Here is a 23,130-nt window from a genome sequence, read left to right as displayed (position 1 = left end):
CCGCCACCGCCACGCCACCGCCACGCTGCGGCTGCCGCTGCCGCTGCCGGTGAGTCTCGGGGCGGTCGGCGTCACCGCCGCCGAACTGGCCCCGGTACAGGGATGGCCGGCGCGCGCCATGACGGCCCGGCTCCGCCGGGGGCAGAGTCCGGGCCGCTGCCGCACCAGCGGCCCGGCCCGGGGGACGGGGGGCAGCCCACCGCCGCCACTGCTCGTCCGGGACAGCCCACGGCCACCACCGCCCGCTCGCGGGAGGGGGCGGAAGCGTGTGACCGTGCAACCGCGCCCTCGGGGGCGGGAGTTGCCAGGCGCGGGCCCGCCTTCCGGCCGGTCCCGTCCCGGGGTGAGCGGGAGCGGGGCAGGCGGGCGCCACCGGTGTCACCGCCCACCCCTCGAACTCGCGCCGGGGGTGGGGGTCAGTGCGCTGCCGGTGATCCGTCCGGGTGCAGGGCTTCGCGGGCCGGGGGCGGGACGAGGGCGGGCAGGAGCAGTGTCCAGAAGCGGGTCAGGCGGTGCGGTGCCAGCCACAGCGGATCCTGCGCGCCCAGCACTTCGAAGCCGACCGTCGCCGCGACCACGACCGCCGCCGCATCTCCCGGCGACACCCCCGGCGCCAGGGCGCCCCGTGTCCCGGCCGCGGCCAGCGTCTCGTGCACCCAGCCGCTCCACACCCCCCGCAGACTCCCGCCCACTTCCGGCCACCGGCCCGGGCGTTCGCCCCCCGTGCCGCCTTTGCCGGCCACGCGCCCGGCCGGCCCTTCCCCCACAGGGCGTTCACGCGCCGGACGCTGCCCGCCCGCACGGTCCAGGGCGAATCCCGCGCGCAGCACCACATCGTCGGCAAGACCGCGGACGAGGACGTGCGTGGTGTCGATGAGCTGCTGCACTTCCCCCACCCGATCCCCCCGCGCCCCACCCGCCGCGGCGGCCGGGCCGCGGGCCGGGGGTGCGGCTGCGCGTTCGCCCCGCACGCCACGGGCCGCCTGCGTGCGCGCGTCCCCACCCCACCCGCTCCCGCCACCGCCCCCGTTCCGGCTCCCGTCGCCTCCCTCGTTCTCGTTTCCGCTCCCGCTCCCGTTCCCGGTCGCGTGTCCGTTCGTGTCGGCGGGGGTGGTCGCGGGTGCGCCGGTGATCTGCCGCAGCCGTGACAGGGCGGTGCGGGTGACGGCGTCCGCGAGGTCGGCTTTGGTGGCGAAGTGGAAGTAGAGGGCGCCGGCGCTGACCTGCGCCTTCGCGGTGACGGCCGCCAGGGATGTGACCTCCTGGCCGTCCCGGTCGAAGAGGTCCGCGGCCGCCTCGATGAGTGCCTCGCGGGTGCGCACGGCGCGTTCCTGTCGGGTCATCACGGCTCCGTCGATGCACTGGGAGGGGCCGCGCACACACGCGGTCCAAAGATCATCGGGCCTTGTCCTCGAGAACCGCTCGAGGCCGCCCGGCAACCCCCTACAGACCCCCTCCATCCCCCGCCCCGCACCGGCCGGGGCAGGAACCGGGCAAACACCCCCGCCCCCAGCCGGCCCGGACGACGCCGGCAGGCATCACCCGCAGCCCGCCCCGGCCGCCCCGGCCGGCCGGCGCGGACACGCCGGTCAGCAGGCAGCAGCCCATGAGACCGGAAAGGAACACGCGCCCGCCGCCCCGCCCGCGCTAGCGTGGAGCCCGCGCCCAGCACCCGTTCCGGCCCCACCGGCCGGAAGGACACGCTCCATTTCACGCCAGCCGGCAGTGCACCTTCAACGCTAGAAACTAAACCGGTTGGTCTGTATGTTGAGGCATCTGAGGCGCCCGGTCCGGTCCGGCGCATCATCTCGTTGCCACCCAGGGGGATCAGACATGTCCACGAACACGTTCCACCCCGCAACAGGCACCTCGCACCGCATAACCGCCGGCCGGCCGCCGGCCGACACCCGGGCCGCCGCACCCGCCCCGCAACGGCTGACCTGCACGGTGCCCAAGGAGTTCGTCCACCGGGCCGCCCTCGCCGAGGTCCTGCTCACCGGCCGCACCCGCCTCAGCGACAACCGCTTCCAGGTCACCGCCCAGTGGCCCCGCAGCCACAGCTTCTACACCCCCATCGACGGAACCCACCACGACCCCCTGCTCGCCGCAGAAACGATCAGGCAGGTCGGATTCCTCCTCCCCCACGCCGAGTTCGGCGTCCCCATCGGCCACCAGTTCGTCATGCGCACCTTCCACCTGCAGGTCGACCCCGCCCACCTGCACGTCGGCGCGACCCCCGCGGACCTCGACATCGACGTCACCTTCCACGACGTGCGCACCCGCGGCACCACCCACAGCGCCGCCCGCTACGAAGCCGTCATCCGCCGCGCCGGCCACATCGCCGCCACCGGCAGCTTCACCTACACCTGCATCACCCCCCAGGCCTACCGCCGCCTGCGCGGCAACCACGGCCACCTCCACACCCCCCTCACCGCCCCCCTGCCCCCGCAGAACGTGGGACGCCTCTCCCCCACCGACGTCGTCCTGTCCCCCACCACCACCCCCAACACCTGGCAACTACGCGTCGACACCCGCCACCCCGTCCTCTTCGACCACCCCGTCGACCACGCCCCCGGCATGCTCCTCGCCGAAGCCGCCCGCCAGGCAGCCATCGCCGCCACCGGCACCACCACCCCCCTCATCCCCACCGAAATCCACAGCACCTACGACCACTACGTCGAACTCGACACCCCCTGCCACATCCACGCCCGCCCCCTCCCCACCACCACCCCCCACCACCACGTCGACATCACCGCCACCCAGAACGGCAAAGAAATGTTCCACACCACCCTCACCACCACCCCCCTCCCCTAACCCCCACCCCAGGACCCGGCACACGCCCACACCCACGGCACCGCACGGCACCCCGCACCCTGCACCCCGCACCCGCCCACTCCGGCACCCCACCCGCACCCGCACCCAGCCCGGAACCCGGCCTCCCGAGCCCAGAGCCCGGAACGGGGCAACGCGAGGCAGGGCGAGGCAAGGCGAGGCGAGGCGAGGCAAGGCGGAACGGGGCGAGGCAGGGCGAGGCGAGGCGGAACGGGGCGAGGCAGGGCGGGGCGAGGCAGCGCGGGGTGACACAGCACACCAAGCCACCCCGAACACCCGGCACAACACCGCCGGCCCGCCCCACCCCGAAGACCACGAACCCGCAGCCACAAACCGCACCCCGCGCCCCGCGCAAGACCGCAGCACGACAGCCGGCACGAACACGCAGCCGGGGCCGGGGCCGGGGTCGGGGATCAGCACGGGCGCAGGCCAAGGGGCGGGCGCCGGTCCGGACACGAGCCGGGACGGGGACGGCAGTTCAACGCCGACACAAGGCCGAGGCAACCAGGGCAGGGCCCGAGGGCGAGGGCCGGGCACGGAGGGGGCCGGGGCCGGGGTCCGGGGCCGCAGTGCGGGCACGGGCCGGAGGGGGCAGGGGCCGGGGCCTGGGGCGCAGTGCGGGCACCGGACCGGCAGGCGGAGCCCCAGGGGGCGCCAAGAGGGGGGCGGCGGCCAGGCCCGACGCGAAGACGACGGCAGAGGCCAGCGCGCGCGGAGAAGCGAAGCCGCAGGCGGGGTCGAGACCCGGAGGTGAGCCACCGTGCGGACACAACACCAAAGACGGTGGCCAGGCCGGCCATAAAGCGGGGCAGGCACGGGGCCGGCGCGCGGACGTGAGACCGGAGGACCGAGCCAGGGCCGGGCGGGAGGCCGGAACTCCGGGAACACGGGCGGACAAGAAGACGACGCCCAGCACACAGGGAAAGCGACACCCCCTCGGACGCGAAGGCCAACGAACGGGCGCGCACGAACCAGAGCCGCCAAAAAAAGGGGCGGGGCCCAGAGGGCCGGGACGGACACGAAACCGCGGCCCGCCCCGCAACCCAGCACCAGCACCAGCACCAGCACCAGCAGCCGTGTTACCGCGTTGCGCCGCCATGCACACCGTGGGGCTGTCGTGCGGACGGCCGGGGTGGCCGCGGCGGGAGTCGCTCAGCCCGGGCCCGGCGGACGCCAGGCCCTTGGCACGGGAGTGAACTGCCCTTTCCCGTAACGGTGTTCAAGAACGGAGTCGCCCCGTCACACCAACAGACCCACCACCACAACAGGCGCCCCCACCCGGCCACGCCGAGAAGACGGGCGCCTTTTCCCCGTCAGGGTGATTCACGGACAGACCAACGTAGAACCGCCTATACCAACCCTGACACCCAACGAACAGACCCCCGAGCCCGCACCAACCGGCCCCACCCCCTACCCCGCACCACCCCGATCACACCCCCCGCGACCCCACGACACCCCCCACCGAAACCGCTAAGATACAAACCTGACGGTTTCTTTTAAGGGCGCCTCCCCAGGCACCACAACCCCGGAGGCGACACCCCATGGCCAAACAAGACCGCGCCATCCGCACCCGACACACCATCCTCGTCGCCGCAGCCTCCGTCTTCGAAGAACGCGGCTACCAAGCCGCCACCATCACCGACATCCTCACCACCGCCGGCGTCACCAAAGGCGCCCTCTACTTCCACTTCCAATCCAAAGAAGACCTCGCCTACGGCGTCATGGCCGCCCAAGGCCGCCACATGGGCACCGTCCCACCCCGCACCTGCAAAACCCAAGAAGTCGTCGACACCGTCCTCCTCCAAACCTACCGACTCCAAAAAGACCCCATGGTCCGCGCCGGCGTCCGCCTCGCCATGGACCAACAAGCAACCGAACTCGACCGCGGCACCAGCTTCCAAGAATGGAGCCACGGCATGACCACCCTCCTCACCCAAGCCAAACAACAAGGAGAACTCCTCCCCCACATCAACCCCACCGACACCGCCGACCTCCTCGTCGGCGCCTACGCCGGCATCCAAGCCATGTCCCAAGCCATCACCAACTACACCGACCTCGACCACCGCACCACCACCCTCCTCACCCACACCCTCCCCAACATCATCCACCCACCCATCCTCACCACCCTCAACCTCACACCCCAACGCGGAGCCACCACCTACCACGAAATCCAAAACAACCTGAACGAAAACAACAACAACAACGAAGGCAGCGCCGGCGAAGGCAGCAGGGGGAACGGCGTTGGCGACGGCAACGTTGGCGTTGGCCAACCCCAAACCGCCAACTGACCCACCCAGCACACCACCACAGCCGCCCACAAGCTCCCAGCAGCAGCACCTAAGCCCAGACGCACAGAACAGCCCCCGCCTCCGTGCGATCTCAACCCGACCGGCGCTCCCCCGCCACCACCTCGCCCACCACCAGGCAATCAGGCGGCCCCGAACACCCGGAACTCCGAAACCTGCCCCGCAGGCCACCCCGTATTCGCGGTGAAGACGAGCCGCACGTGACGCGTGGCCGTACCCGCAGGAAGAGAGTCAGAGCAGCCGTGTTCCCGGACAACGGGTCGAAGGCGCAGGCCACGGAACCGAGCAGTTGACCGAACGACGCACCGTCGCTACTCCCCTGCACGGACACCGTCCGAGAACGAGCGGCCCAAGCCACGGCCGGAGGCAACGTCAGGACAACACGCCCAACCCCCATCGCGGAACCCAGATCCACCTGCAACCACTGCGGAAACGCGCTGTTGGCACTCTCCCAATACGTGTTCGCGTTCCCGTCCACCGCGTTGCCCGGCACATACGACTGCGTATAACTGCTCGCCGTGACCGGCCGGTCCAGGGCAACGTTGACCGTCGAAGAGCCGCCGGCGCTGGTGGTCGTCGTGACCTGGCTGGACGGCATGGAGACACCACCGGCCGTATCCAAAGCCTGAACATCGAACGTGTAAGACGACGACGCAGCCAGACCCGTCACCGTAAAGGCGGCGACGTTCGCAGCCACGGCGCCGATCGGAGTAGCCGTGCCCCCCACGAATCGGCGAATACGATAACCCGCCACGCCGACGTTGTCCGTGGACGCGCCCCACGCCAGCGTCACGCTCGTATCACTCACCGCGGTGACACGCAGACTCCCCGGGGCGGCGGGAGGCACCGTATCGCCGCCGCCGATGACCGGAGCCGTCGGCCGAACCACAGTGACCGCGATCTGACCCTTGAGCAACCTGCCACCGTCACCCGTAAGCCTCAGGTAGTAGTCGGAGGAACACGCAGTTCCGTCCTCATCGAGGGCAAGGAGACCTGAACCGGTCGGCACCCACACCTGGGACTCGGCAGTCTTGGCGATCTGATTGCCCTCGTTGTACTCGTCGAACATCGAGATGTAGACGCTCGCCACACCGGCCCGACCCATGTTGTAGAACTGCCGCCACATGAAGTCCCGTGGACGCGCTGCCGATCACCCACACCACCAGGCAGAACACAGGGCTGATAATCAATCCCCCACGCCGCACATTCGGCAAGATCGGGCACCGTCGCGACGCTGTAGAAGTTGTCGGCGTCACCGACGCTACCGATCCGGCCCACCATCCACGGCGAGAGCATGTCGAACGCGTGATACACACCGGAAAACCCGGGCCGAGAATCACGATCACCAGTCCGCCACCAGGTCGGCACCCCACCGACCACGTAACAACCCTGCCGCTTGAACCAGTCGACCACATCCAGGCAGGCATCCGGAGTAAAGGGCCGCTGGCCATCGTTGAACCCCAACCCCCAGACACAGACCACCGGCATACCGTTCTGCCGCGCATACGCGAAAGAACCCGCATACTGCCGCATCCTGTTCGTCCAGTCGGCCTTGACCTCCGTCTGCATGGCCGTCCAGTCGGAGACGTCATACATCCGCGTTCCCGGGGACGGGCCGACGGCCGGGAGACGGGCAGGGAACCCGCGGCGGCGGCCCTGGCCGCGAACAACAGGAGCACCCATTGGCGGTGGCGCTGGAAGCGCTCCGCACGTCGGGCGGCCCCCGTCGCGGTCTCGCCGCCGCACTGGCTCGGGAGCACGGTGGCGTCGTGCGCAGCTGGCAGCGCGCCGTGAACGAGGCGCAGGTCCGGTTCGAGCAGGAGAGCGGAGCGGCATCGTCGTGACCGTCGTGGGTGCCGTCGATGGCGGTAGCGCTGTCGGGCGTTGTCCTGGGGACGTCTTCGTCCTTGCGGCCGCTACTCGTCTCCGCCCTGCTTTCCTTCTCTCTTCTTCTTCAACTGGCCCGATAAAGCGGCTCTAGACAAGATGTCAGCGTTCCGACCACGGGCGCGAGTGTGGGTTGAGCTGTGCGGATGCCTGGGTTGGTTTCCGTTGTCGCGCAAGAGATATCGCAAGAGATCTCGCAGGAGATCACGCAAGAGATGTGATGCCCGCAATCTAGGGGATGCCGGGGCTGGCTGGGGGGGCAGGTCGACGGACGCGGCTTCCCCGTCGACGCGGCAAGGGATGGCGTCGATGCCGATGCTGGGGACATTGGGGCGGATGTCGCGGGCCGGCGGGGACTTCCTCGCCTTCACGAGCATCGTCTGTCCCCTCATTTGGGACCGGCGGCTCGCCTGCTGATGTGGGCCCGCACCAGATCGGCCGCCAGGTCGTGACCGTAGTGGGCGGCCATGTCCAAGGGGCTGCGACCGTCGGGGTCCGCGAGCTCCGGGGCAGCGCCGAAGGCCAGCAGCACCGCCGTGAGGTGAACGGTCAGTGGCTCGCCGCTCTGCAGGGATCCGTCGCCCTCGGCATCAATGGCGTGCGTCAGCAAGGTCATGTTGTGGGAGACCTCGTCGGGATCAGCACCGTGCGCCAGCAATCGGGCCAGGGCCTGTGCATCGTCGTGCTCGACCGCGTGGTGAGCGGGTGTCCAGGGTTCCCAGCTGGGTTCCGGCCCCGGTGGCTCAATTGCCGGCATGTTCTCCTCCGTGCATTGCTATGGCGCCGCTCTAGGGGTTCGGCCATGGCGCCTGATCTTGGTGTAGCGGAGAGGGTTTGTCGAGGTGGGACAGCACCTTGATCGTTTTCTCCGTGACGTGTTGCCTATTGGGTCTGGCATGCTGGCTGCGTGAACTAAAAGCCCAGAAAGGACGATGCCGACTTCGGCACACGCGGCGGAAGGGCATCGAGACTCTGGGGCTGGATCGAGCGGTGCAGCTCCTCGGCCGACACGACCAGCCGGTGCGCCTTGGGCGTACCAGTTCGGCGCGGACGAGACCCAGGCTTGCAGAGCGTTCTCGTGAACGGAGCCACCAAACCGCACGACATTCGCGTAGGGAGGGGCGGCGCAGACCGCGGCGCCGTCCAGAGCGGGCTGGAGGAGGCGCGGTGGACCGTCGCAGTGGCGGACCGGGGCGCGTGAGACGCCTGGCCGATGCCGTGCAGGGCACTCCCCGACGGAGGTCTAGTGAAGGGTCAGTCGGCAATGTCGACGCCGAAGCCCCGGGCCAAGGCGGCCAGTTGGTGGTCGTACCCCTGGCCGACCGCGCGGACGCGCCACCCCGGACCACGCCGGTAGACCTCGGCAAGCAACAGCGTCCGTTCGGTGGTCGCGGCGTCCAAGGTGGCCTGGGCCAAGGCTCGCGCGCCGCCGGTTCCCTGGGCGAGGGTGACCTCTATGGCTCCGGCGTAGGCGAACGTCGCGGGTCCGTCGATGGCGGCGGCGATGACGATTTTGCGGACGGCGTCGGGAAGGGAGGTCAGGTCCGCTGTGACGGCTTGTTCACTGGGGCCGTCGGTGGTTAGGCGCACGGTAGAGTCCGGGCTTTCGGGTGCCCCGTAGAAGACGAAGTCCTCGTCGCAGGAGACCTGTTCGTCCTCGTCGAGAACGAAGGCGACGACGTCGATCTCGCAGGTGATCTGATGGCTCCAGTTTGCGGTGACCGTCCAGGTTCCGGCGCCGTCGTGTGCGGTCGGCAGGTCGAGAACGCCGCCGCGGGGAAGGATCCGGGCATCGGCCGGGTCGGTCGTCTCCACCTCTCGGGCGGGGTCCGACGGCGAAGGGAGCGTGGTGAGCCAGTCGGCGTCGTGGACCGGCAATGCGCGTGCCGTGATGTGGGGCATGCGGCGGTCCCCGGCCCCGTCGGCCAAGAGGATCACGTCCGTGACGCCGGCGGAGAGATTGACGGCGGCGGCTCCGCCCAGCTCCGCAATGCGAGTGCGCAGCGCCGACGCGTCGCCGTGGGGGCCGCCCAACACCAGGATCCGGCGTCCGGACAGCGGTGCCACAGTGGCCTGGCGGTCGGTGCGCCGCTGGACGGGGACGGACGACGCCAGCGGCGCCGGGTTCGCGTGGACGATACCGTGCCGCACGTCGGCGAGCAGCCCGAGGAAGACCTCCTCGGTGATCACCGGCACGTCCGCACTGCGTGCGGCACGGAACTTGGCACTGTCGGAGTCGATCTCGTCGGTGACCAGCACGCTGGTGTGACGGCTGACCGAACCCATCACGTTCAGTCCTGCCGCGACGGAGCGCGCGACGAGCTCTTCGCGTGCGGTGCAGGTGTCACCGGTGAAGGCGACCTTCATGCCCTGCACCAGCGGGGCTCCAGGCGCGAGCCGACCGGGGTTACGGTGCGCGCAGGGCGTCTTCGGCACTCGGGGCGGATACCCCGACCCCTGCTTGGGCGGGCACGCCACCACGGGCAGTACAAGGCCCAGCTCCCCCGCCGCGGACAAGGAGCCGCGCAGAATGCCGGCGAGTACCCGGGCGTCGTCCAGGGCGTCGTGCGCCCGCTGCTGTGGCACTCTGTAGTGGGCGGCCAGCGAGGCCAGCTTCAGATCGACAGTCGGCGGCGCGATCCGCCGGTTCAGCGCGAGCGTGCACATCCGCTGCGAGACCGGCAGCCACGAACGGGCCAGGGCGAACTCGCGCGCGAGGAACTCGTAGTCGAACTGGGCGTTGTGCGCCACCATGACCCGGCCGTGCAGCAGTGTCCCCATGTGCTCGGCGACCTCCTCGAACACCGGCGCGCCTCGCAGCCGCTCCCTCGTGAGGCCGTGGATGTGCACCGGGCCGGGATCACAGCCCGGATCCAGCAGCGTGGAGAACTCCTCCACCAGCTCCCCCGCCGTGTCCAGTGTCAGCACCGCCACCGACAAGACCCGGTGCTCGTACGGCCTCAGACCCGAAGTCTCCACGTCCACAACCGCCCACCCCGCAGATCCGGACACGGCGTTGAACACGTCATCGGAAACCGTCACCCCATTCATGCCGGCCAGGATCCCCTGTCCCGCCCCACCGCTCAAAATCCTGCGACCTCGGCATCATCCGAGGGGCCTCAGCCGGTGACGTTCACACCGGGGCTCCCGACGCCCGGAGAGCAGAACATGCCACGGAACACGGCGGCCGCATAGGGCGACCCGAGCTGACCCCGAGGAGTGGGGCGGCAGGACATGCACAGCTCGCGACATCTCCGGTGAGATCAGTCTCCAGTTCGATGCGATGCCGGTTCAGGCCTCACCGCAAGATCTGAGCGGTCCGAGCCGACGAGAGCCAGCTGGGAAACTCCTGCAGCAGCCGGTCGTAGAGGAGATCGTCGCGTACGGTGCGCGGATCACGGCCAGCATGGAAGAAGCCTGCGTTGTCGACGATGCGATGTCTGGGTACGGCCAGGTCGTCGAGCCGGCGGAGAAACGCGAACTCGTTGTCGTCGGGGTCACCGAACCCAATGAACTGCCAGAACAGCGGCAGACGCGCAGCTTTGCACAGGTAGCGTTCAGCGGCGGACTTGCTGGTGGGTCCGCCGTCAGTCTGGAAGATCACCAGGGCTGGGGCGTCACTGCCGGAGGCCAGGTAGTGGTCGATGACCTCGTCCATGGCCCAGTGATAGTTCGTCCGGCCCATGTGGCCGAGGTTCTCGTGCAGTTTGTTGATGCGGCCACGGTGGCCCCCAAGCTTGAGGTCGGTGGATCCATCGACGTCGGTAGAGAAGAACACCACCGGTACCGTGCCGTCGTCATCGAGGTGCGCGGACAAGGAAAGGACCTGTTCACCGAGATGCTGCATGGTGCCGTCCTTGTAGTAGGGCCGCATCGAGCCTGAGCGGTCCAGGACGAGATACACGGCCGCGCGCACCCCCTCGAGACCGTGCGCGCAAACGCTGGACCCGGCCGCCTTGTAGAGGCTCACCAGATCCGGGGCCTGTGCCTCCATCTTGGACAGGCCGATTGCCGGGGCCTTGTTCTGGACCACGTCCATGGCCACCATGCCTCCATCACGCAATGCCCTAATCCTCTCAGTCGAGGCGGTACCCGTCTCCAGCGGACTCGGCCGTGCCGGTGCACGCTCACCCGCCGGCCGCCCGATATAGACGGCCGGTGCACGACAATCGGCACGCTGGTCCCCCTCCCAGCGTGCCGTTGGCCGACTCCCTCAGCGACCAGAAGCGGGGCCAGTGCGGTGCCTAAACGCCCCTGTGAAATCTCTGATCCCGGTTCGTCGAAATCTCGGACTCGGCTGCCAGCTCGCAGATCCTCGAAGTCGGTCAGCTCAGTCCGTTAGTTGCCGTTTTGTAAGCCGCGGCCTGCTTGGGTGTCAGGTAGTGGGACACGCGTACGACCACCGTGCCATGGGCATAGTCGTACTCGGCGAGGGCTGACATCGACTTCGTGACGCTCTGGATGTACTTGGCTCGAGCCTCGGCGTCGGCGGCCGTGGCGAAGGACTCAATGGCGCCACCGCGGCTCACGTCGCCCTTGTCGGTGCCGGTCAGATCGTCTGCGGAGATTCGACTGTCCGAGAAGGTCACCTTCGACGTGTACTGATGGGGGCGGCCTAGTAGTTCATTGGGATCGTTCTCTGCCGTGACCGTGCCGGAGAGCTTCGCCGATGCAACCTTGTTGGCCACCTCAGTGAACGCTCGAGTCGCGTCAAGAGGCTTCACGTTTGAGGTGTCGGATTCGCCAACAGAGTTGCCATCGCCGTCGTTGCTGCAGGCGGTAAGCGCGGTGACGAGCAGCACGGCGAGCACACTCGTTGTGAGGATTCTGTGCATCGCGCGATCATGGCGCATCGGGTGCCCGAATCGAGCTGTTGTGGCGGACTTGTGATGGCAGGTTCGAGCTGTTCGGGTACGCACATGCCGGCCTCACCACGAGCATGGAGGTCTACGTGTTCGCCGCCATAGCTCCCGACGGCCGCTTCCAGCGCATCGCGGAGACCACCTTGATACTCAAGGGAACCGACGCCGACCGCAACCTCGGCAGCGCCCGTTGACCACCCCCACCGGGCTCGGGCGGTGCCGGCGTCAGAGTTGGGGGACGTACGGGGCGAGGCCGACGATGAGGATGGACCGTTCCCCCGGTCCGGGCCCGGAGCCCACCTGGACAGGGCCGACGTAATGGCTGACCCTGTGGTCGTGGACGGCGTAGCCGTCCAGTGGGTCGGTGAGGGTGAACTCGGCGTGGATGTCCGCCCACGGGTCGTCGGGCTGCAGGCCTGCGCTGCCGGGGGTGGCGATGACGTTCTGGCCACCGGTGGCGTTGGTACGGCTGATCAAGTGGGCGAAGGTGAACGTGCCGGCCGAACCCCCGTCCTGGTGCAAGCAGTCGGGGGTGGACACGGCGTTCTGGCTGGGACCGTCGACGCCGAGCCTGATCAGGTGGACACCGGCCCACAGCGGGCGGCTTCCCAGATTCCTCAGCGCCAGGACCTGCTCGATGTCCCAGCGCAGGAGCCGCAGCAGCAGGGCGTTGTCACGCAGCTCCTCGGGGATGTCGGGGAGCACCCGCCGGGTCCGCGGGTACTCAGGGTCCTCCTCGCCCTGGAAGAAGTCGGTGACCGTGCCGTGAACGGGGTCGGGGGTTCCGGGAATCCAGGACAGTTCGTCCTTCCACGGCAGGTACACGGCATGGGAGTAGCGGCGGAACCGATGCGTTCCCGGGGCGTACGGGTCGGGCGGCAGAGCCGCGAAGACCTTCCGGATCCGGGCCAGGTCATCCTCGGCGGAGCCGGCCCGGATTCCGAGGCGTTCGGCGCCGTAGCGGACGAACCCGCGCTCCCGCAGACCGTCCATGTTCCCAGTCTCAACCATCCGTACCTTCCCGACAGCTGGTGACCCAGCTCAGCATCTGACCTGCCATACCGGTCCTCATTCGCCGACCGTTGAGGCGAGAGAGCCGCCCGTTACCGGAGCAGCGCGCCAGTCCCCGCCCGCTCAGACAGGGCGAGGTCCTCCTCGTCGTCCAGCCACATCTCCGTGGACAGCGTCTCGACGATGAACAGGCGCCGGTCGCAGATCCAGAAGCCGTTACCGGGCTGCGACGCAGCTGGGCGGAGAAGGAGATGATGCCGAGCCTACGGCGTCGATGCCGATCACTGAGACGAACCGGTCGAGTTGGGCGGCCATCACCCCCCACGGGCAGGTGAGCGCGTAGAGAGCGCCCTCCCAGATCAGTTTCCGAAACGAGCGGCTCGGCTCGTACAGGGCGGGCGGCGGAGCCGGGCCCGCACCGAGTCCTCAAGGCCCGCGTCGGGGATCCGCCGGAACTCGCTGTTCGCGGTGAACACGTGCCGGGCGTAGTCGGCGCTCTGCAGCAGACCGGGAATGATTGCGGACGACCTCGACCGCGCGGAGCACCGTGGTGCGGTCGGTCTCGGCGACGCCGACCTCCTGACGGGCGAGGTGCCCACCGGCGAGCTGTCGGCGCATCGACCGGTACCGCGTCTCCAACCCGTTCAGCCGACCAACCAGTTCGTCAGCGACGTCCGGCCGGCCCACGGCCTCCGTTGGGGCGTCAGTGGTCCGGTGCGATAGTTGGCGCCGCGCGAGGCGAAGGGCGACCAAAAGGTTCCATGCGGCGGCTGCCACATCGAGTCCCGGTCCGGCGAAGGCAGCGGCGAGCGCGGAGGCGACGGGGTCATCGCCGACTTCGACAAGACGGCTACGGCGACATCGCCGTCGGCACCTCCATCTACTCCAAGCAGCAGGGCCGCGTCAGCGTCTGGTACGGCGCTTCCGCCCGCCCGTCCCTCACCACCCGCCTCACCCAGGCGAGCAGCGGCGTTGCCGGAAGCCCTGAGAACTACGACCATTTCGGCCCACCGGGCACGGCGCCGACAACATCAGGCGTCATGTCTCCTCTCCCTCCGGTGCTCGGCGCCGGAACTCACCCGTCCGCTCGCTGGTATCTCGGGGCATCCTTCGCGCTGCGCGGCGGGGTGCGTGGCCGTCCCGTGGTGGGAGCCTGAGTAGTGCGGCGATCTGGCGCTCCACGCATCACGTGCCGGACCGCCGGGCGTAACCGTCGCCGTTGACGTCGCCCGCCGAGATGCAGGATCGCCGCTGTGGTTAGCGCCGGCAGAACCGGTCGGTTGTTCCGAAGCCGCGGCGGCCGCCTGGGAGACTTGCGTCATGTCGCGGGCGGTGTCTGTCGACTTCGCAACTGGGTCAGCGCTGCAGAAACGGTTAGCCGCTACGTGCCCTCAGAGGGCTATCCGCCAGTCGGGTATGTCTTCGAAGTGGACGTCGTAGCGGTCTTGTTCAGGCACGAGCGAATCGAATTCGGCTTCGCCTCGGCTGATGGCGGCCAGTTGCTCGAAGTAGCCGAACCGCTCGATGCCGGGGCTGAGCACGACAACCACGTCCGCCACCTCGCCCTCCGCCGCCCCGAAGGCGTGCGCCAGGCCCGGCGGGATGATGACAAGGCCGCCCTTTGTCACCGTGATCAGGCTCTCACCGAGGCGGAAGACCATCGTGCCGCCCAACACGTAGAACGCCTCGTGAGAAAGCTTGTGATGGTGTGGAGGCGCACCGTCGGCACCGACGGCAAGAGTCAGCCGGCTGGCGCTCATCACCCCTCCGTCAGCGAGCAGTTCGAACGCGCCGTCCGCGAGTGAGGCCCCAGCCGCCTCGCCGGGTTGCACGACCAACGCAGTGGCCGGGACTTCCATGATGGCTCCCTTGATCGCAGGTATCGCCTCGGGGCATCGAACGCGGCACTCGCGCAGCAGCCGCAGGCGGTCCGGGGGTGGAGGACCGCCAAGGTCGCAGCTACTGACACCGCCAAAGCTGGACCACTTCGAAGGGACCGCGGGGCGACACAATGTCAGGCCAAACGGCTGGCCACGGCCTCCTTGGGCGAGCCGATTCATGGTCGTCGACGGCATGCGTCAGGTGGGTGGAGCTGGTCCCTGCGATCTGTGGCGTCGTCTCTGACCGGTCTATCCTCGCGTCTACTTGAGGATCTCGAGGAGCCTGTCTGCCAAGACGGCCGCGGAGTGGGGGTTCTGTCCGGTGACGAGGTTGCGGTCCTCGACCATGTATGGCTCCCAGATGGGGCCGCGGCTGTAGTCGACGCCCACCTTTTCCTTCAGGTCGTCCTCCAGCAGCCAGGGAGCCCTGGAGGCGAGACCGACGCCTTCTTCCTCTTCGTTGGTGAACCCGGTGACCCGGTAGCCCTTGAAGGGGGACACCCCGTGGATCCGGGTGGCCAGGAGGGACGCGGGGGCGTGACAGACAATCGCCAGCGGGTTGCCCGAGGCGAGTTGCGCCGTCAGTAGCCGGCCGGCGTCGGCGTCGTAAGCCAAGTCTGACATCGGGCCGTGCCCACCGGGCAGGTAGACCGCGTCGTAGTCCTCGAGCCGGACGTCTGAGAGTTTCAGTGGCCGGCGCATCACCTCGGCGGAGCGAATGATTTCTTCGAGTTCGAGTGCGCCGTCCTCACCTCCTGCCATGGAGGGCCGCAGGCTCATCATGTCGACGTTCGGGGTTACGCCGCCAGGTGTCGCGACCACGACCTCGTGGCCGGCTTCCGTGATCGCTTTGTAGGGCATCGCGAATTCTTCAGCCCAGTAGCCGGTCGCGTATCGGGTTCCGTCCTTCAGGACCCAGTAGGTCGCGCCGCTGACGATGAAAAGTACCTTTGCCATCGTTGTCCGCCTCCTCACCCTCGAACAACTTGTTCGGGGGATTACACGGATTCCACCCTAGGTATGACCGCGGTCCAGCGCATGCGGGCGAGTGGGCGAGCCCGCATACGCGGGGTGAAGTAACGAATACTGACAGGCATCTTCCCGGGCGTCGTTGATCAACTGGATTACGCGGTGGTGGTGTTGTGAGTGGTTCCGCATCGACTGACGAGTGTGTAGGTGCTCTAGCGATGTCGGAAATTGGTCCGCGCGCGGTGATAGCAGTCGCTACCGCCGTCGGGAGCACGGCGGAGCAGGGGCCAGATCAAGAGGGCCGGGGGTGTCCCTATGACTTTGGTCAAGGGGCAAGCGGGGTCAGTGGTTGGTAGAAGAAGCCGTCGCGCCTCGATCTGGACGGTCGTGCGGTGCGCCAGCACTCGGTTCTGGGACCCGGGATGGGCGGAGGCGGCGTGTTGCCGGTGATCACATGTGGCGGCCTCCGGTCACTTCCATGACCGTGCCCGTGACGTAGGACGCCAGGCTTGATGCGAGGAAGAGGGCCACCGACGCCACCTCTGACGCCTCGCCGACCCGTTGCATCGGGATCTCGGCCAGTTTGGCTTCCCAGATGGGTGCCGGCATGGCCTCGGTCATCGGTGAGCGGATGAGGCCTGGCGCGATGGCGTTCACTCGTACCCCGTGATGTGCCATCTCCTTGGCCGCAGCCTTGGTGAGGCCGACGATGCCGGCTTTGGCCGCCGAATAGTTGGTCTGGCCGACGAAGCCGACCTTGCCGGAAATGGAGGAGAGGTTCACGACGGCACCGGAGCGTTGTTCACGCATGACGGCGGCGGCCAGGCGCGTGCCGTTCCAGCAACCTTTGAGGTGGACGTCGATCACCTGCTCGAACTGTGCCTCGGTCATTGTGCGCATGGTCGCGTCCCGGGTGATGCCCGCGTTGTTGACCATGACGTCGAGGCTGCCGTACGTGGAGACGCACCGCTGGACCGCGGCCCGGACGTCACCGGCGTCAGTGACGTCGCAGGCCACGACCGTGACGTTGTCCCCCGCGTCGAGGAGTTCGGCAGCGCGACGACCGGCGTCGGCGTCCCGGTCGGCGATGACCACGCGCGCACCCTCGCGCAGGAATGTCTCGACGATCGACAGCCCGATGCCCTGGGCTCCGCCCGTGACGATCGCGGCTCGTTCGCTCAGCAGACTCATCGGTGTACTCCAAGACGGGGAGATGCGGACGGCGCGTGCCCGAACGCGCCGGACTCGAGCCGGGCGAGCGCCTCGGAGAGGTTCGCGTGGTGCACGATCGGTGCGACGAGCAGCAGATGGTCGAGATGGTCGACGTCGAGTCGCAGGGGCGCGAAGCGAGGTCCGGTCAGTTCGAATGCGCCGGTCCGGCGGTGGGCCTCCCGCGAGCCGATGCCGTACGCCGAGTGCAGTGAGTGTCCCGGAGCCGCCGTCAGCAACGTGGTGCCGCGATGGTCCGCGTCGGCGACGAATGTCCGGTCGCGGGTACGTGCCAGGGCGAGGGCATGGCCGAGGAGGGCCGGTTCGATGAGCGGGAGGTCCGCGGGCAGCGCGGCCACGCCGCACCGTGGACGGACCGCCCGCGCCGCCCGCTCACCCCGGGCCAGTGCCTCGTTGAGGCCGGACCCTGGAGCGAGGACATGGTGGACACCGAGGTCTTCGATCGCGGCGAGGTCCCGGGCCCGGTCGAGGACGACGACCACTTCGCAGACCCCGGGAGTCGCGCGTGCGGCTGTCACGGTGTCGCGCAGGAGCGCGCGGGCCACTCGCCGCCGGTCCTGGCCGTCCAGTTCCATCCGGCTTTTCGCCAGCCGGAGATCCTTTTGCGGGACGACGACCGCCCATTGCCACGGCGTCACCGAACGAATCCCACGCTGAGCGGCACGACGCGGTGCACTTCCGTGTCGAACCTGCCTGCGGCTTGCGCTCGTTCGGGGGTGACGAAGCCGTACGTGGTGGTGCGCTGCCGGGTGGGCCGGCCTGCCGCGGCCGCCAGTTCCTTGATCCCGGCGACCGTCTTCATCGAGCCGTTGGTCGATCCGGCCATCCGACTGATCGTCTCCTCCATCAGCGTGCCACCGAGGTCGTTGGCTCCGCCGCGCAGCACCTCCTCGCACTGCTCTGGAGAGAGCTTCACCCAAGAGCACTCGATGTTGTCGATCTGGCCGTGCATGAGCAGCCGCGCCAGGGCGTGTACGGCGCGGTTGTCGCGGCGCGAGGGGCCTGGACGGGCGATGCCCGCCAGATAGATGGGCGAGCTCTGGTGCACGAACGGCAACGGTACGAACTCCGTGAACCCGCCCGTTTCCCGTTGCAGATGAACCAGGGTTCGCATGTGGTCGAGCCAGTGACGCGGCTCGTCGACGTGGCCGTACATCATGGTTGCCGTCGTTCTGATGCCGAGTTCGTGCGCGGTGCGGATGACGCGGAGCCATTCCGCCGCCGGCAGCTTCCCCTTGGTGAGTACCCAGCGAACCTCGTCGTCGAGTATCTCGGCGGCTGTGCCCGGCAGGGAGTCGACGCCCGCGGCGCGTGCCTCGGTCAGCCATTCGGCGACGGAGATCCCCATGCGCGAGGCGCCGCTGATGATCTCCATCGGTGAGAAGGCGTGCAGGTGGATGTCGGGACGGCGTCGCTTGACCTCGCGGGCCAGGTCGAGGTGGACCGTGCTGGGCAGCTCGGGGTCGATACCGCCCTGCATACAGATCTCCGTCGCGCCCACATCCCAGGCCTGCTCGACGCGCTCACCGACCTCGTCGAGGGAGAGGCGGTAGGCGTCCGCGTCGGTGGCTCGCTGGGCGAACGCGCAGAATCGGCAGCCGACGTAGCAGACGTTGCTGAAGTTGATGTTGCGGTTGACCACGTAGGTGACGAGGTCGCCCACGGCCGAGCGGCGGACCTGGTCGGCGAGCAGGCACAGCGCGTCGAGCTCCGGTCCGTCGGCGTACGCCAGTGCCAGTGCCTGCTCCTGGGTGAGGCCGGCCGGGTCGTGCTCGGCCGCGCGCAGGGCTGCGGCCACGTCACCGTCGAGCCGCTCGACGCCGCGGGCCCCGGTCGGTTTGTCGTCGAGTTGCTCGGCCAGCGCCTGCCAGTCGCCGAAGGCGTTGTCGAAGTCGCCGCGTGTGCCGGTCCTGCGACCCTCCTGGTCGATCGCGACGTGGAGGTCGGTGCGTCCGGAGGAAACGACGTCGGCAGTCTCCTGCCAGGGCAGGCCCACCGGGAGGACGTCCGCCGCCAGTCCTGTGGCCGCGTTCGCGAGTGCCTCCAGGTGCGGTAGCACCCGGGCGTCGGCCCAGGGGCTGCCTGCCCGTATGTACTCCGGCTGCACGGCCAGCCGCTCCCGCAGTTCGAAGCCCGCCTCCGCGGTCAGCTCGGCCAGCCTCTCCAACTGGGGCCACGGGCGCTCGGGGTTCACATGGTCCGGGGTCAGCGGCGAGACCCCGCCCCAGTCGTCCACGCCGGCTGCGAGCAGCAGGCGGAGTTCTTCGGCGTCGGTGAGGTTGGGCGGCGCCTGGATCCGCATCCGTGGGCCCAGCAGGACCCGTGCCACCGCGATGACAGCGAGGTACTCCTCCAGATCCGCGTCCGGCGTGGCCATCATGGCCGTGCCGGGTTTGGACCGGAAATTCTGCACGATCACTTCCTGGATCGCGCCGTACTGCCGGGCGAGGCGGCGGAGCTCCAGCAGAGAGTCGACACGGTCGGCAGGACGCTCTCCGATGCCGATCAAGACCCCTGTCGTGAAGGGGATGTTGGTGCGGGAGGCGTCTTCGATGGTTCGCAGCCGTCGTGCCGGTTCCTTGTCCGGTGAACCGTAGTGACAGCCGCCCGGTTCGGCCCACAGCGAGCGCGCGGTGGTTTCCAGCATCAGACCCATCGATCCGGCCACGGGCTTGAGTTTCTGGAGTTCCGCCCAGGACATCACCCCGGGGTTGAGGTGCGGGATCAGCCCGGTCTGCTCAAGGACGAGGATCGCCATCGCGCGGAGGTAGGACAGGGTGTCCTCGTAGCCGCGGGCGTCGAGCCAGTCGCGCGCGGCCTGCCAGCGGTCCTCCGGGCGGTCGCCAAGGGTGAAGAGGACTTCCTTGCAGCCCAGTCGGGCGCCCTCGCGGGCGATGTCCAACACCTGATCGGGGGTGAGGTAGGCCTCCTCCACCCGGCCCGGGGTGGTGGCGAAGGTGCAGTAGTGGCAGCGGTCCCTGCACAGTCGCGTGAGCGGGACGAACACCTTCTTGCTGTACGTCACGACTCCGGGCCGTCCTGCGTCCCCGAGCCCCGCCGACCGGATGGAGGCCGCGATGTCGCACAGCCGGGTGAGGTCTTCTCCCCGCGCTTGGAGCAGGGCGATGGCTTCCTCGCGGTCGATGCTCTTGCCCGCCCGGGCTCTGGCCAGCGCTCGGCGTAGGGATGTGGTGGTCACTGTGGCCTCCTCGCAGGGACGGCGGAGCGCATCAGCCGGCCCTCAGTCCCATGGAGCGGGCGATGAAGTCGAGCTGGACGGACGGTGGGCCGGCGACGACCCGGGCGATGATGCCGTCGGAGTGGTGCATGGGCAGCGTGTGGTCGCGGACGTAGCCGTAGGCGCCCTGGATCTGGATGGCCAGGGCTGATGCCTCGGCGTAGATCTGCCCGGTCAGGAATTTGGCCATGGTGCTCTCCGTCTCGCAGGCGAGGCCGGCGTCGAAGAGTGCGGCCGCGCGCTGTACGGCGCAGCGGGCGGCGTCCATGCGGACGTACATCTCCGCGAGCGGAAGGCTCACTCCCTGGTAGGAGGAGATGCTCCGGCCGAACTGCATGCGCTCGTTGGCGTAGGCGACGGTCATGTCGAGTACCGAGGCAACGCTGCCGAGGAAGCCGGAGCTGATCATGATCCGTTCCAGCACGAGGCGTTCTTTGAGGATCTGCCAGCCCTGTCCCGGTTGGCCGAGCAGTGCGGTGTCGGGCAGCTGGACGTCGTGCAGGAACACCTCATAGATGCCGCTGATGTTGCGGCCCAGTGCCGGCATGCGGCGGACCTCGACGCCCGGGTGGTCGGCCGGGACGAGGAAGACGGCCAGGTCGTCTCGTTTGCGTCCGCTGTCGCCGACCTTGACGAGCAGTTCCATGACCGCTCCCGGCAGTCCGGCGCCCTCGCAGTAGGTCTTCTGGCCGTTGACGACCCAGCCGCCGTCGGTGCGCTCGGCTCTGGTGGTGACGCTCGCGGCGTCCGAGCCCACGTCGGGCTCGCTCACCCCTATCGCGAATCGGCCGTCGCCGCCGAGTACGGGTGCCGAGTAGATCCGCCGCTGGTCGGGGGTCCCCCAACGGGCCAGGTCGCGTATGCCGCTGAAGTTGAGGTTGAGCAGCGCCACGAGGTCCGAACTGGCGCGGCCCACCTCCTCGCACAGGGCGGTGAGCAGGCCAGCGACGTTCTCGACGGGCTCGTCGGCGTCCGTGACCATGTCGTACCAGCCGAGCTTCGCGATCTCGCGGTACAGCTGTTCTGGGTAGGAGCCCTCTTCGTCCCATATCTGGACGTCGCGCTCGGGGGCGCGGCGTGAGAGGAACTTGCGGGCCGTGGCTCGCAGTTCTGCTTGTTCTTCGGTATCCATGAAGGCGCTTGCGCGCATGGTCGTCGCCTTTCTGGGGGGTTCGGGCGGCCGGTTCGGGGCTGGTGTCTCAGGGGAGTTCAGGTGGTGAGCGCAGTGCGAAGGTGGTGGAGAAGGTCGGGGGGCGCGGCCGCGAACCGGTCCGCGAGGTGACGCGCTCGGCTGTGAAGGTCGGGGGCAGTGACGACCTCGACGAGTCCCAGGCGGGCCAGGTCGTCCGCGGTGAGGCGTTCGTCGGCGGCGAGCAGCCGGAACGCGACCGTGGGCCCGACGCGGTCGCGTAGTCGCCGCACTGTCGTGTCCGGGGGAAGAAAGCCCAGACGGAGTTCCGGGAAACGAAAGGTCGCTTCGGGAGCCGCGAGGGTCACCGTCGCGGCTGTGGCCAGGGCCCAGCCCCCGCCGACAGCCGGTCCTTGGACGGCGGCGACGGATGCGGCGAAGGAATCGATGAGGTCGCAGACCTCCTCGATCAGTCGACGGCGCAGGCCAGGCCGGCCGATCGCGGTTCCGTCGTCGGCGCGGATGTCGGCTCCCGCGCAGAAGGCAGTACCCTCCGCCCGCAGCACCAGGACGTCCGCGCCGTGGGCGCGGGCCTCGTCAAGTGCCCCGACCAGCTGCTGGAGCAGCGGGATGTTGAGGGCGTTGCGGGCGCCCGGGCGGTTGAGGGTCACCGTCGCCACGGTGCCGCGCCGCTCCGTCAGGCACAGCGCCGTGGCCTGGTCCGCGTCGCTGTTCACAGGATCTCCGGGAGGATCTTGGAGGTGAGCAGTTCCACTGCTTCCGCCGGATCCGGTCCGACGGGGGCCCCGACGTACGCCTCCGTGAAGCCCGCGCCCCGCGCGTACTGCAGCAGCTCCAGGAGCGCGTCGATGCAGTCGGTCGGCGTGCCCGAGATGATCAGCTGGTCGGCCACCTCCTGGGGCAGCAGCTCGGCGGCCTCGCGCAGACTCACGCCCGCCTTCACGGCCTCCCGTGTCGGCGCGTAGTCGGACTGCTCGAAGCCTGCCCGCTGCAGGCTCTCGTGCGGCTGCTGCGCGACGATCAGCGTGGCCTGCCTGCGCGCCGCGGCAGTGGCTCGGTCGCGGTCCGTGGAGACGGAGACGTTCACGCCGTAGATCCGGGTGAACTCGGCGCGCTCGCCACGCTCCCGGCCGCGTTCGAGGCGATCGAGATTGCTGACCGTGTCGAACTGGCCGCTGCGGAACGCTGCCAGGCTGTGCGCGGGGAAGTTGCTCGCGCAGATGACGCCGTCGGCCAGCTCGCCGGCCATCTCCAGGACCTGGGGTCCCGCGCCGGCGACGATCACCCGCACAGCGGGCTGGTCGACCCAGTCGAGCGAGACGCGCGCCTCCTCGCGCAGGCCAAGGTCCGCGCAGGTGAGGGGGAAGTCGCCCAGCCGGACGCTGTCGCCCCGCCAGAGTGCCCGGCAGATCCTGATGAGTTCCGCGACGCGGCCGACAGGGCTGCGCCGCTCCATCAGCGCGCTCACCAGACCGCCGCCGGTGCCGATCCCCATGCTGACCTGGCGCCCCGGCGGCATGAACTCGGCCAACGTGGCCATCGTGGAGGCCTGTTCCAGTGGGTTGCGGCCGAAAGGGAACGTCACGGCCGTGCCGACACCTGCCCCGGTGCGGGCCGCGATCGCGCCCAGTACGGCGCCCACGCCGCGCGACTGCATCTGGTCCGTGACCCAGATCGTCTCGAAGGTGCGTGCGGCGACCTCGGCGACCTCCACGATGCTCGGTCCGGCGGCCCAGGCGTGTAGCTGAATACCCTTGATCATCGA

The 23,130-nt window shown here is 69.1% G+C and carries 19 protein-coding genes and 1 pseudogene; 4 read left to right on the top strand and 16 right to left on the bottom strand.

Annotation, left to right across the window (positions count from 1 at the left end; translation table 11 throughout):
* Nucleotides 1-416 precede the first annotated feature (416 nt).
* The gene (locus OG406_RS38990; protein ID WP_329183119.1) at nucleotides 417-1,343 is read right to left on the bottom strand and encodes a TetR/AcrR family transcriptional regulator; all 927 of its coding nucleotides are present in this window, start codon (nucleotides 1,341-1,343) and stop codon (nucleotides 417-419) included.
* Between the two features lie 490 nt (nucleotides 1,344-1,833).
* On the opposite strand from OG406_RS38990, the gene OG406_RS38985 reads away from it, so the two are divergent.
* A complete protein-coding gene (locus OG406_RS38985) occupies nucleotides 1,834-2,814 on the top strand; it encodes a ScbA/BarX family gamma-butyrolactone biosynthesis protein (protein WP_266621050.1) in 981 nt (326 codons plus the stop codon).
* A 1,559-nt stretch (nucleotides 2,815-4,373) separates the two neighbouring features.
* Nucleotides 4,374-5,120, top strand: a complete 747-nt coding sequence (locus OG406_RS38980) for a ScbR family autoregulator-binding transcription factor (protein ID WP_329183123.1) — start codon at nucleotides 4,374-4,376, stop codon at nucleotides 5,118-5,120.
* 140 nt (nucleotides 5,121-5,260) lie between these two features.
* On the opposite strand, the pseudogene OG406_RS39530 reads toward OG406_RS38980, so the two are convergent.
* Nucleotides 5,261-6,821 (bottom strand): annotated as a pseudogene (locus OG406_RS39530) (discoidin domain-containing protein).
* Between the two features lie 5 nt (nucleotides 6,822-6,826).
* Here OG406_RS39530 and OG406_RS38965 point away from each other — a divergent pair.
* Nucleotides 6,827-6,982: a hypothetical protein gene (locus OG406_RS38965; RefSeq protein ID WP_267052094.1), complete on the top strand. Its 156-nt coding sequence runs from the start codon at nucleotides 6,827-6,829 to the stop codon at nucleotides 6,980-6,982.
* A gap of 431 nt (nucleotides 6,983-7,413) precedes the next feature.
* On the opposite strand, the gene OG406_RS38960 is transcribed toward OG406_RS38965, so the two are convergent.
* The 6 genes from OG406_RS38960 to OG406_RS38930 all read right to left on the bottom strand — a co-directional run bounded on the left by OG406_RS38960 (nucleotide 7,414) and on the right by OG406_RS38930 (nucleotide 13,374).
* Nucleotides 7,414-7,782 carry an ankyrin repeat domain-containing protein gene (locus tag OG406_RS38960; RefSeq protein ID WP_329190580.1) on the bottom strand — a complete coding sequence of 123 codons (369 nt, stop codon included), beginning with the start codon at nucleotides 7,780-7,782 and terminating at the stop codon, nucleotides 7,414-7,416.
* Between the two features lie 497 nt (nucleotides 7,783-8,279).
* A complete protein-coding gene (locus OG406_RS38955; protein ID WP_329190578.1) occupies nucleotides 8,280-10,076 on the bottom strand; it encodes a TerD family protein in 1,797 nt (598 codons plus the stop codon).
* Between the two features lie 247 nt (nucleotides 10,077-10,323).
* Nucleotides 10,324-11,064, bottom strand: a complete 741-nt coding sequence (locus OG406_RS38950) for a vWA domain-containing protein (RefSeq protein WP_443067160.1) — start codon at nucleotides 11,062-11,064, stop codon at nucleotides 10,324-10,326.
* Between the two features lie 286 nt (nucleotides 11,065-11,350).
* The gene (locus OG406_RS38945; protein ID WP_329190574.1) at nucleotides 11,351-11,860 is read right to left on the bottom strand and encodes a hypothetical protein; all 510 of its coding nucleotides are present in this window, start codon (nucleotides 11,858-11,860) and stop codon (nucleotides 11,351-11,353) included.
* A gap of 252 nt (nucleotides 11,861-12,112) precedes the next feature.
* Nucleotides 12,113-12,898, bottom strand: coding sequence for a 2OG-Fe dioxygenase family protein (locus tag OG406_RS38935; protein WP_329190572.1), 786 nt, complete (start codon nucleotides 12,896-12,898; stop codon nucleotides 12,113-12,115).
* A gap of 359 nt (nucleotides 12,899-13,257) precedes the next feature.
* Nucleotides 13,258-13,374, bottom strand: a complete 117-nt coding sequence (locus OG406_RS38930) for a hypothetical protein (protein ID WP_267052088.1) — start codon at nucleotides 13,372-13,374, stop codon at nucleotides 13,258-13,260.
* A gap of 37 nt (nucleotides 13,375-13,411) precedes the next feature.
* Between OG406_RS38930 and OG406_RS38925 the strand changes: the two genes are divergently transcribed.
* Entirely contained in the window at nucleotides 13,412-13,621 is a 210-nt protein-coding gene (locus tag OG406_RS38925; protein WP_267052087.1) for a hypothetical protein, read from the top strand.
* A gap of 668 nt (nucleotides 13,622-14,289) precedes the next feature.
* Here OG406_RS38925 and OG406_RS38920 read toward each other — a convergent pair.
* The 8 genes from OG406_RS38920 to OG406_RS38885 all read right to left on the bottom strand — a co-directional run bounded on the left by OG406_RS38920 (nucleotide 14,290) and on the right by OG406_RS38885 (nucleotide 23,127).
* The gene (locus OG406_RS38920; protein WP_267052086.1) at nucleotides 14,290-14,757 is read right to left on the bottom strand and encodes a cupin domain-containing protein; all 468 of its coding nucleotides are present in this window, start codon (nucleotides 14,755-14,757) and stop codon (nucleotides 14,290-14,292) included.
* A 282-nt stretch (nucleotides 14,758-15,039) separates the two neighbouring features.
* Nucleotides 15,040-15,735 (bottom strand): type 1 glutamine amidotransferase domain-containing protein, encoded by a 696-nt coding sequence (locus OG406_RS38915; protein WP_267052085.1) that lies wholly within the window; start codon nucleotides 15,733-15,735, stop codon nucleotides 15,040-15,042.
* Between the two features lie 462 nt (nucleotides 15,736-16,197).
* Nucleotides 16,198-16,938, bottom strand: a complete 741-nt coding sequence (fabG, locus tag OG406_RS38910; RefSeq protein WP_267052084.1) for a 3-oxoacyl-ACP reductase FabG — start codon at nucleotides 16,936-16,938, stop codon at nucleotides 16,198-16,200.
* On the bottom strand, nucleotides 16,935-17,615 hold the full coding sequence (gene cofC, locus OG406_RS38905; RefSeq protein WP_267052083.1) for a 2-phospho-L-lactate guanylyltransferase: 681 nt from the start codon (nucleotides 17,613-17,615) through the stop codon (nucleotides 16,935-16,937). Before cofC ends, fabG begins: the two co-directional genes overlap by 4 nt.
* Entirely contained in the window at nucleotides 17,612-20,176 is a 2,565-nt protein-coding gene (locus OG406_RS38900; RefSeq protein WP_267052082.1) for a bifunctional FO biosynthesis protein CofGH, read from the bottom strand. Before OG406_RS38900 ends, cofC begins: the two co-directional genes overlap by 4 nt.
* Nucleotides 20,177-20,207: 31 nt before the next feature.
* Nucleotides 20,208-21,365, bottom strand: a complete 1,158-nt coding sequence (locus OG406_RS38895; protein ID WP_267052081.1) for an acyl-CoA dehydrogenase family protein — start codon at nucleotides 21,363-21,365, stop codon at nucleotides 20,208-20,210.
* 59 nt (nucleotides 21,366-21,424) lie between these two features.
* A complete protein-coding gene (locus OG406_RS38890) occupies nucleotides 21,425-22,081 on the bottom strand; it encodes an enoyl-CoA hydratase/isomerase family protein (protein WP_267052080.1) in 657 nt (218 codons plus the stop codon).
* A complete protein-coding gene (locus OG406_RS38885; RefSeq protein ID WP_267052079.1) occupies nucleotides 22,078-23,127 on the bottom strand; it encodes an LLM class flavin-dependent oxidoreductase in 1,050 nt (349 codons plus the stop codon). Before OG406_RS38885 ends, OG406_RS38890 begins: the two co-directional genes overlap by 4 nt.
* Between the last annotated feature and the right edge of the window lie 3 nt (nucleotides 23,128-23,130).

The sequence above is a fragment of the Streptomyces sp. NBC_01428 genome (assembly GCF_036231965.1).
In the GTDB taxonomy this organism is placed as follows: Bacteria; Actinomycetota; Actinomycetes; order Streptomycetales; family Streptomycetaceae; genus Streptomyces.
Note: the sequence above shows the minus strand (reverse complement) of the source record. Positions and strands in the feature narration are given on the sequence as shown.

Coding starts and splice junctions, on each gene's coding strand:
- OG406_RS38990 (WP_329183119.1), bottom strand. CDS start 1,343: ATGACCCGACAGGAACGCGCCGTGCGCACCCGCGAGGCACTCATCGAG.
- OG406_RS38985 (WP_266621050.1), top strand. CDS start 1,834: ATGTCCACGAACACGTTCCACCCCGCAACAGGCACCTCGCACCGCATA.
- OG406_RS38980 (WP_329183123.1), top strand. CDS start 4,374: ATGGCCAAACAAGACCGCGCCATCCGCACCCGACACACCATCCTCGTC.
- OG406_RS38960 (WP_329190580.1), bottom strand. CDS start 7,782: ATGCCGGCAATTGAGCCACCGGGGCCGGAACCCAGCTGGGAACCCTGG.
- OG406_RS38955 (WP_329190578.1), bottom strand. CDS start 10,076: ATGAATGGGGTGACGGTTTCCGATGACGTGTTCAACGCCGTGTCCGGA.
- OG406_RS38950 (WP_443067160.1), bottom strand. CDS start 11,064: ATGGACGTGGTCCAGAACAAGGCCCCGGCAATCGGCCTGTCCAAGATG.
- OG406_RS38945 (WP_329190574.1), bottom strand. CDS start 11,860: ATGCACAGAATCCTCACAACGAGTGTGCTCGCCGTGCTGCTCGTCACC.
- OG406_RS38935 (WP_329190572.1), bottom strand. CDS start 12,898: ATGGTTGAGACTGGGAACATGGACGGTCTGCGGGAGCGCGGGTTCGTC.
- OG406_RS38925 (WP_267052087.1), top strand. CDS start 13,412: ATGATTGCGGACGACCTCGACCGCGCGGAGCACCGTGGTGCGGTCGGT.
- OG406_RS38920 (WP_267052086.1), bottom strand. CDS start 14,757: ATGGAAGTCCCGGCCACTGCGTTGGTCGTGCAACCCGGCGAGGCGGCT.
- OG406_RS38915 (WP_267052085.1), bottom strand. CDS start 15,735: ATGGCAAAGGTACTTTTCATCGTCAGCGGCGCGACCTACTGGGTCCTG.
- fabG (WP_267052084.1), bottom strand. CDS start 16,938: ATGAGTCTGCTGAGCGAACGAGCCGCGATCGTCACGGGCGGAGCCCAG.
- OG406_RS38895 (WP_267052081.1), bottom strand. CDS start 21,365: ATGCGCGCAAGCGCCTTCATGGATACCGAAGAACAAGCAGAACTGCGA.
- OG406_RS38885 (WP_267052079.1), bottom strand. CDS start 23,127: ATGATCAAGGGTATTCAGCTACACGCCTGGGCCGCCGGACCGAGCATC.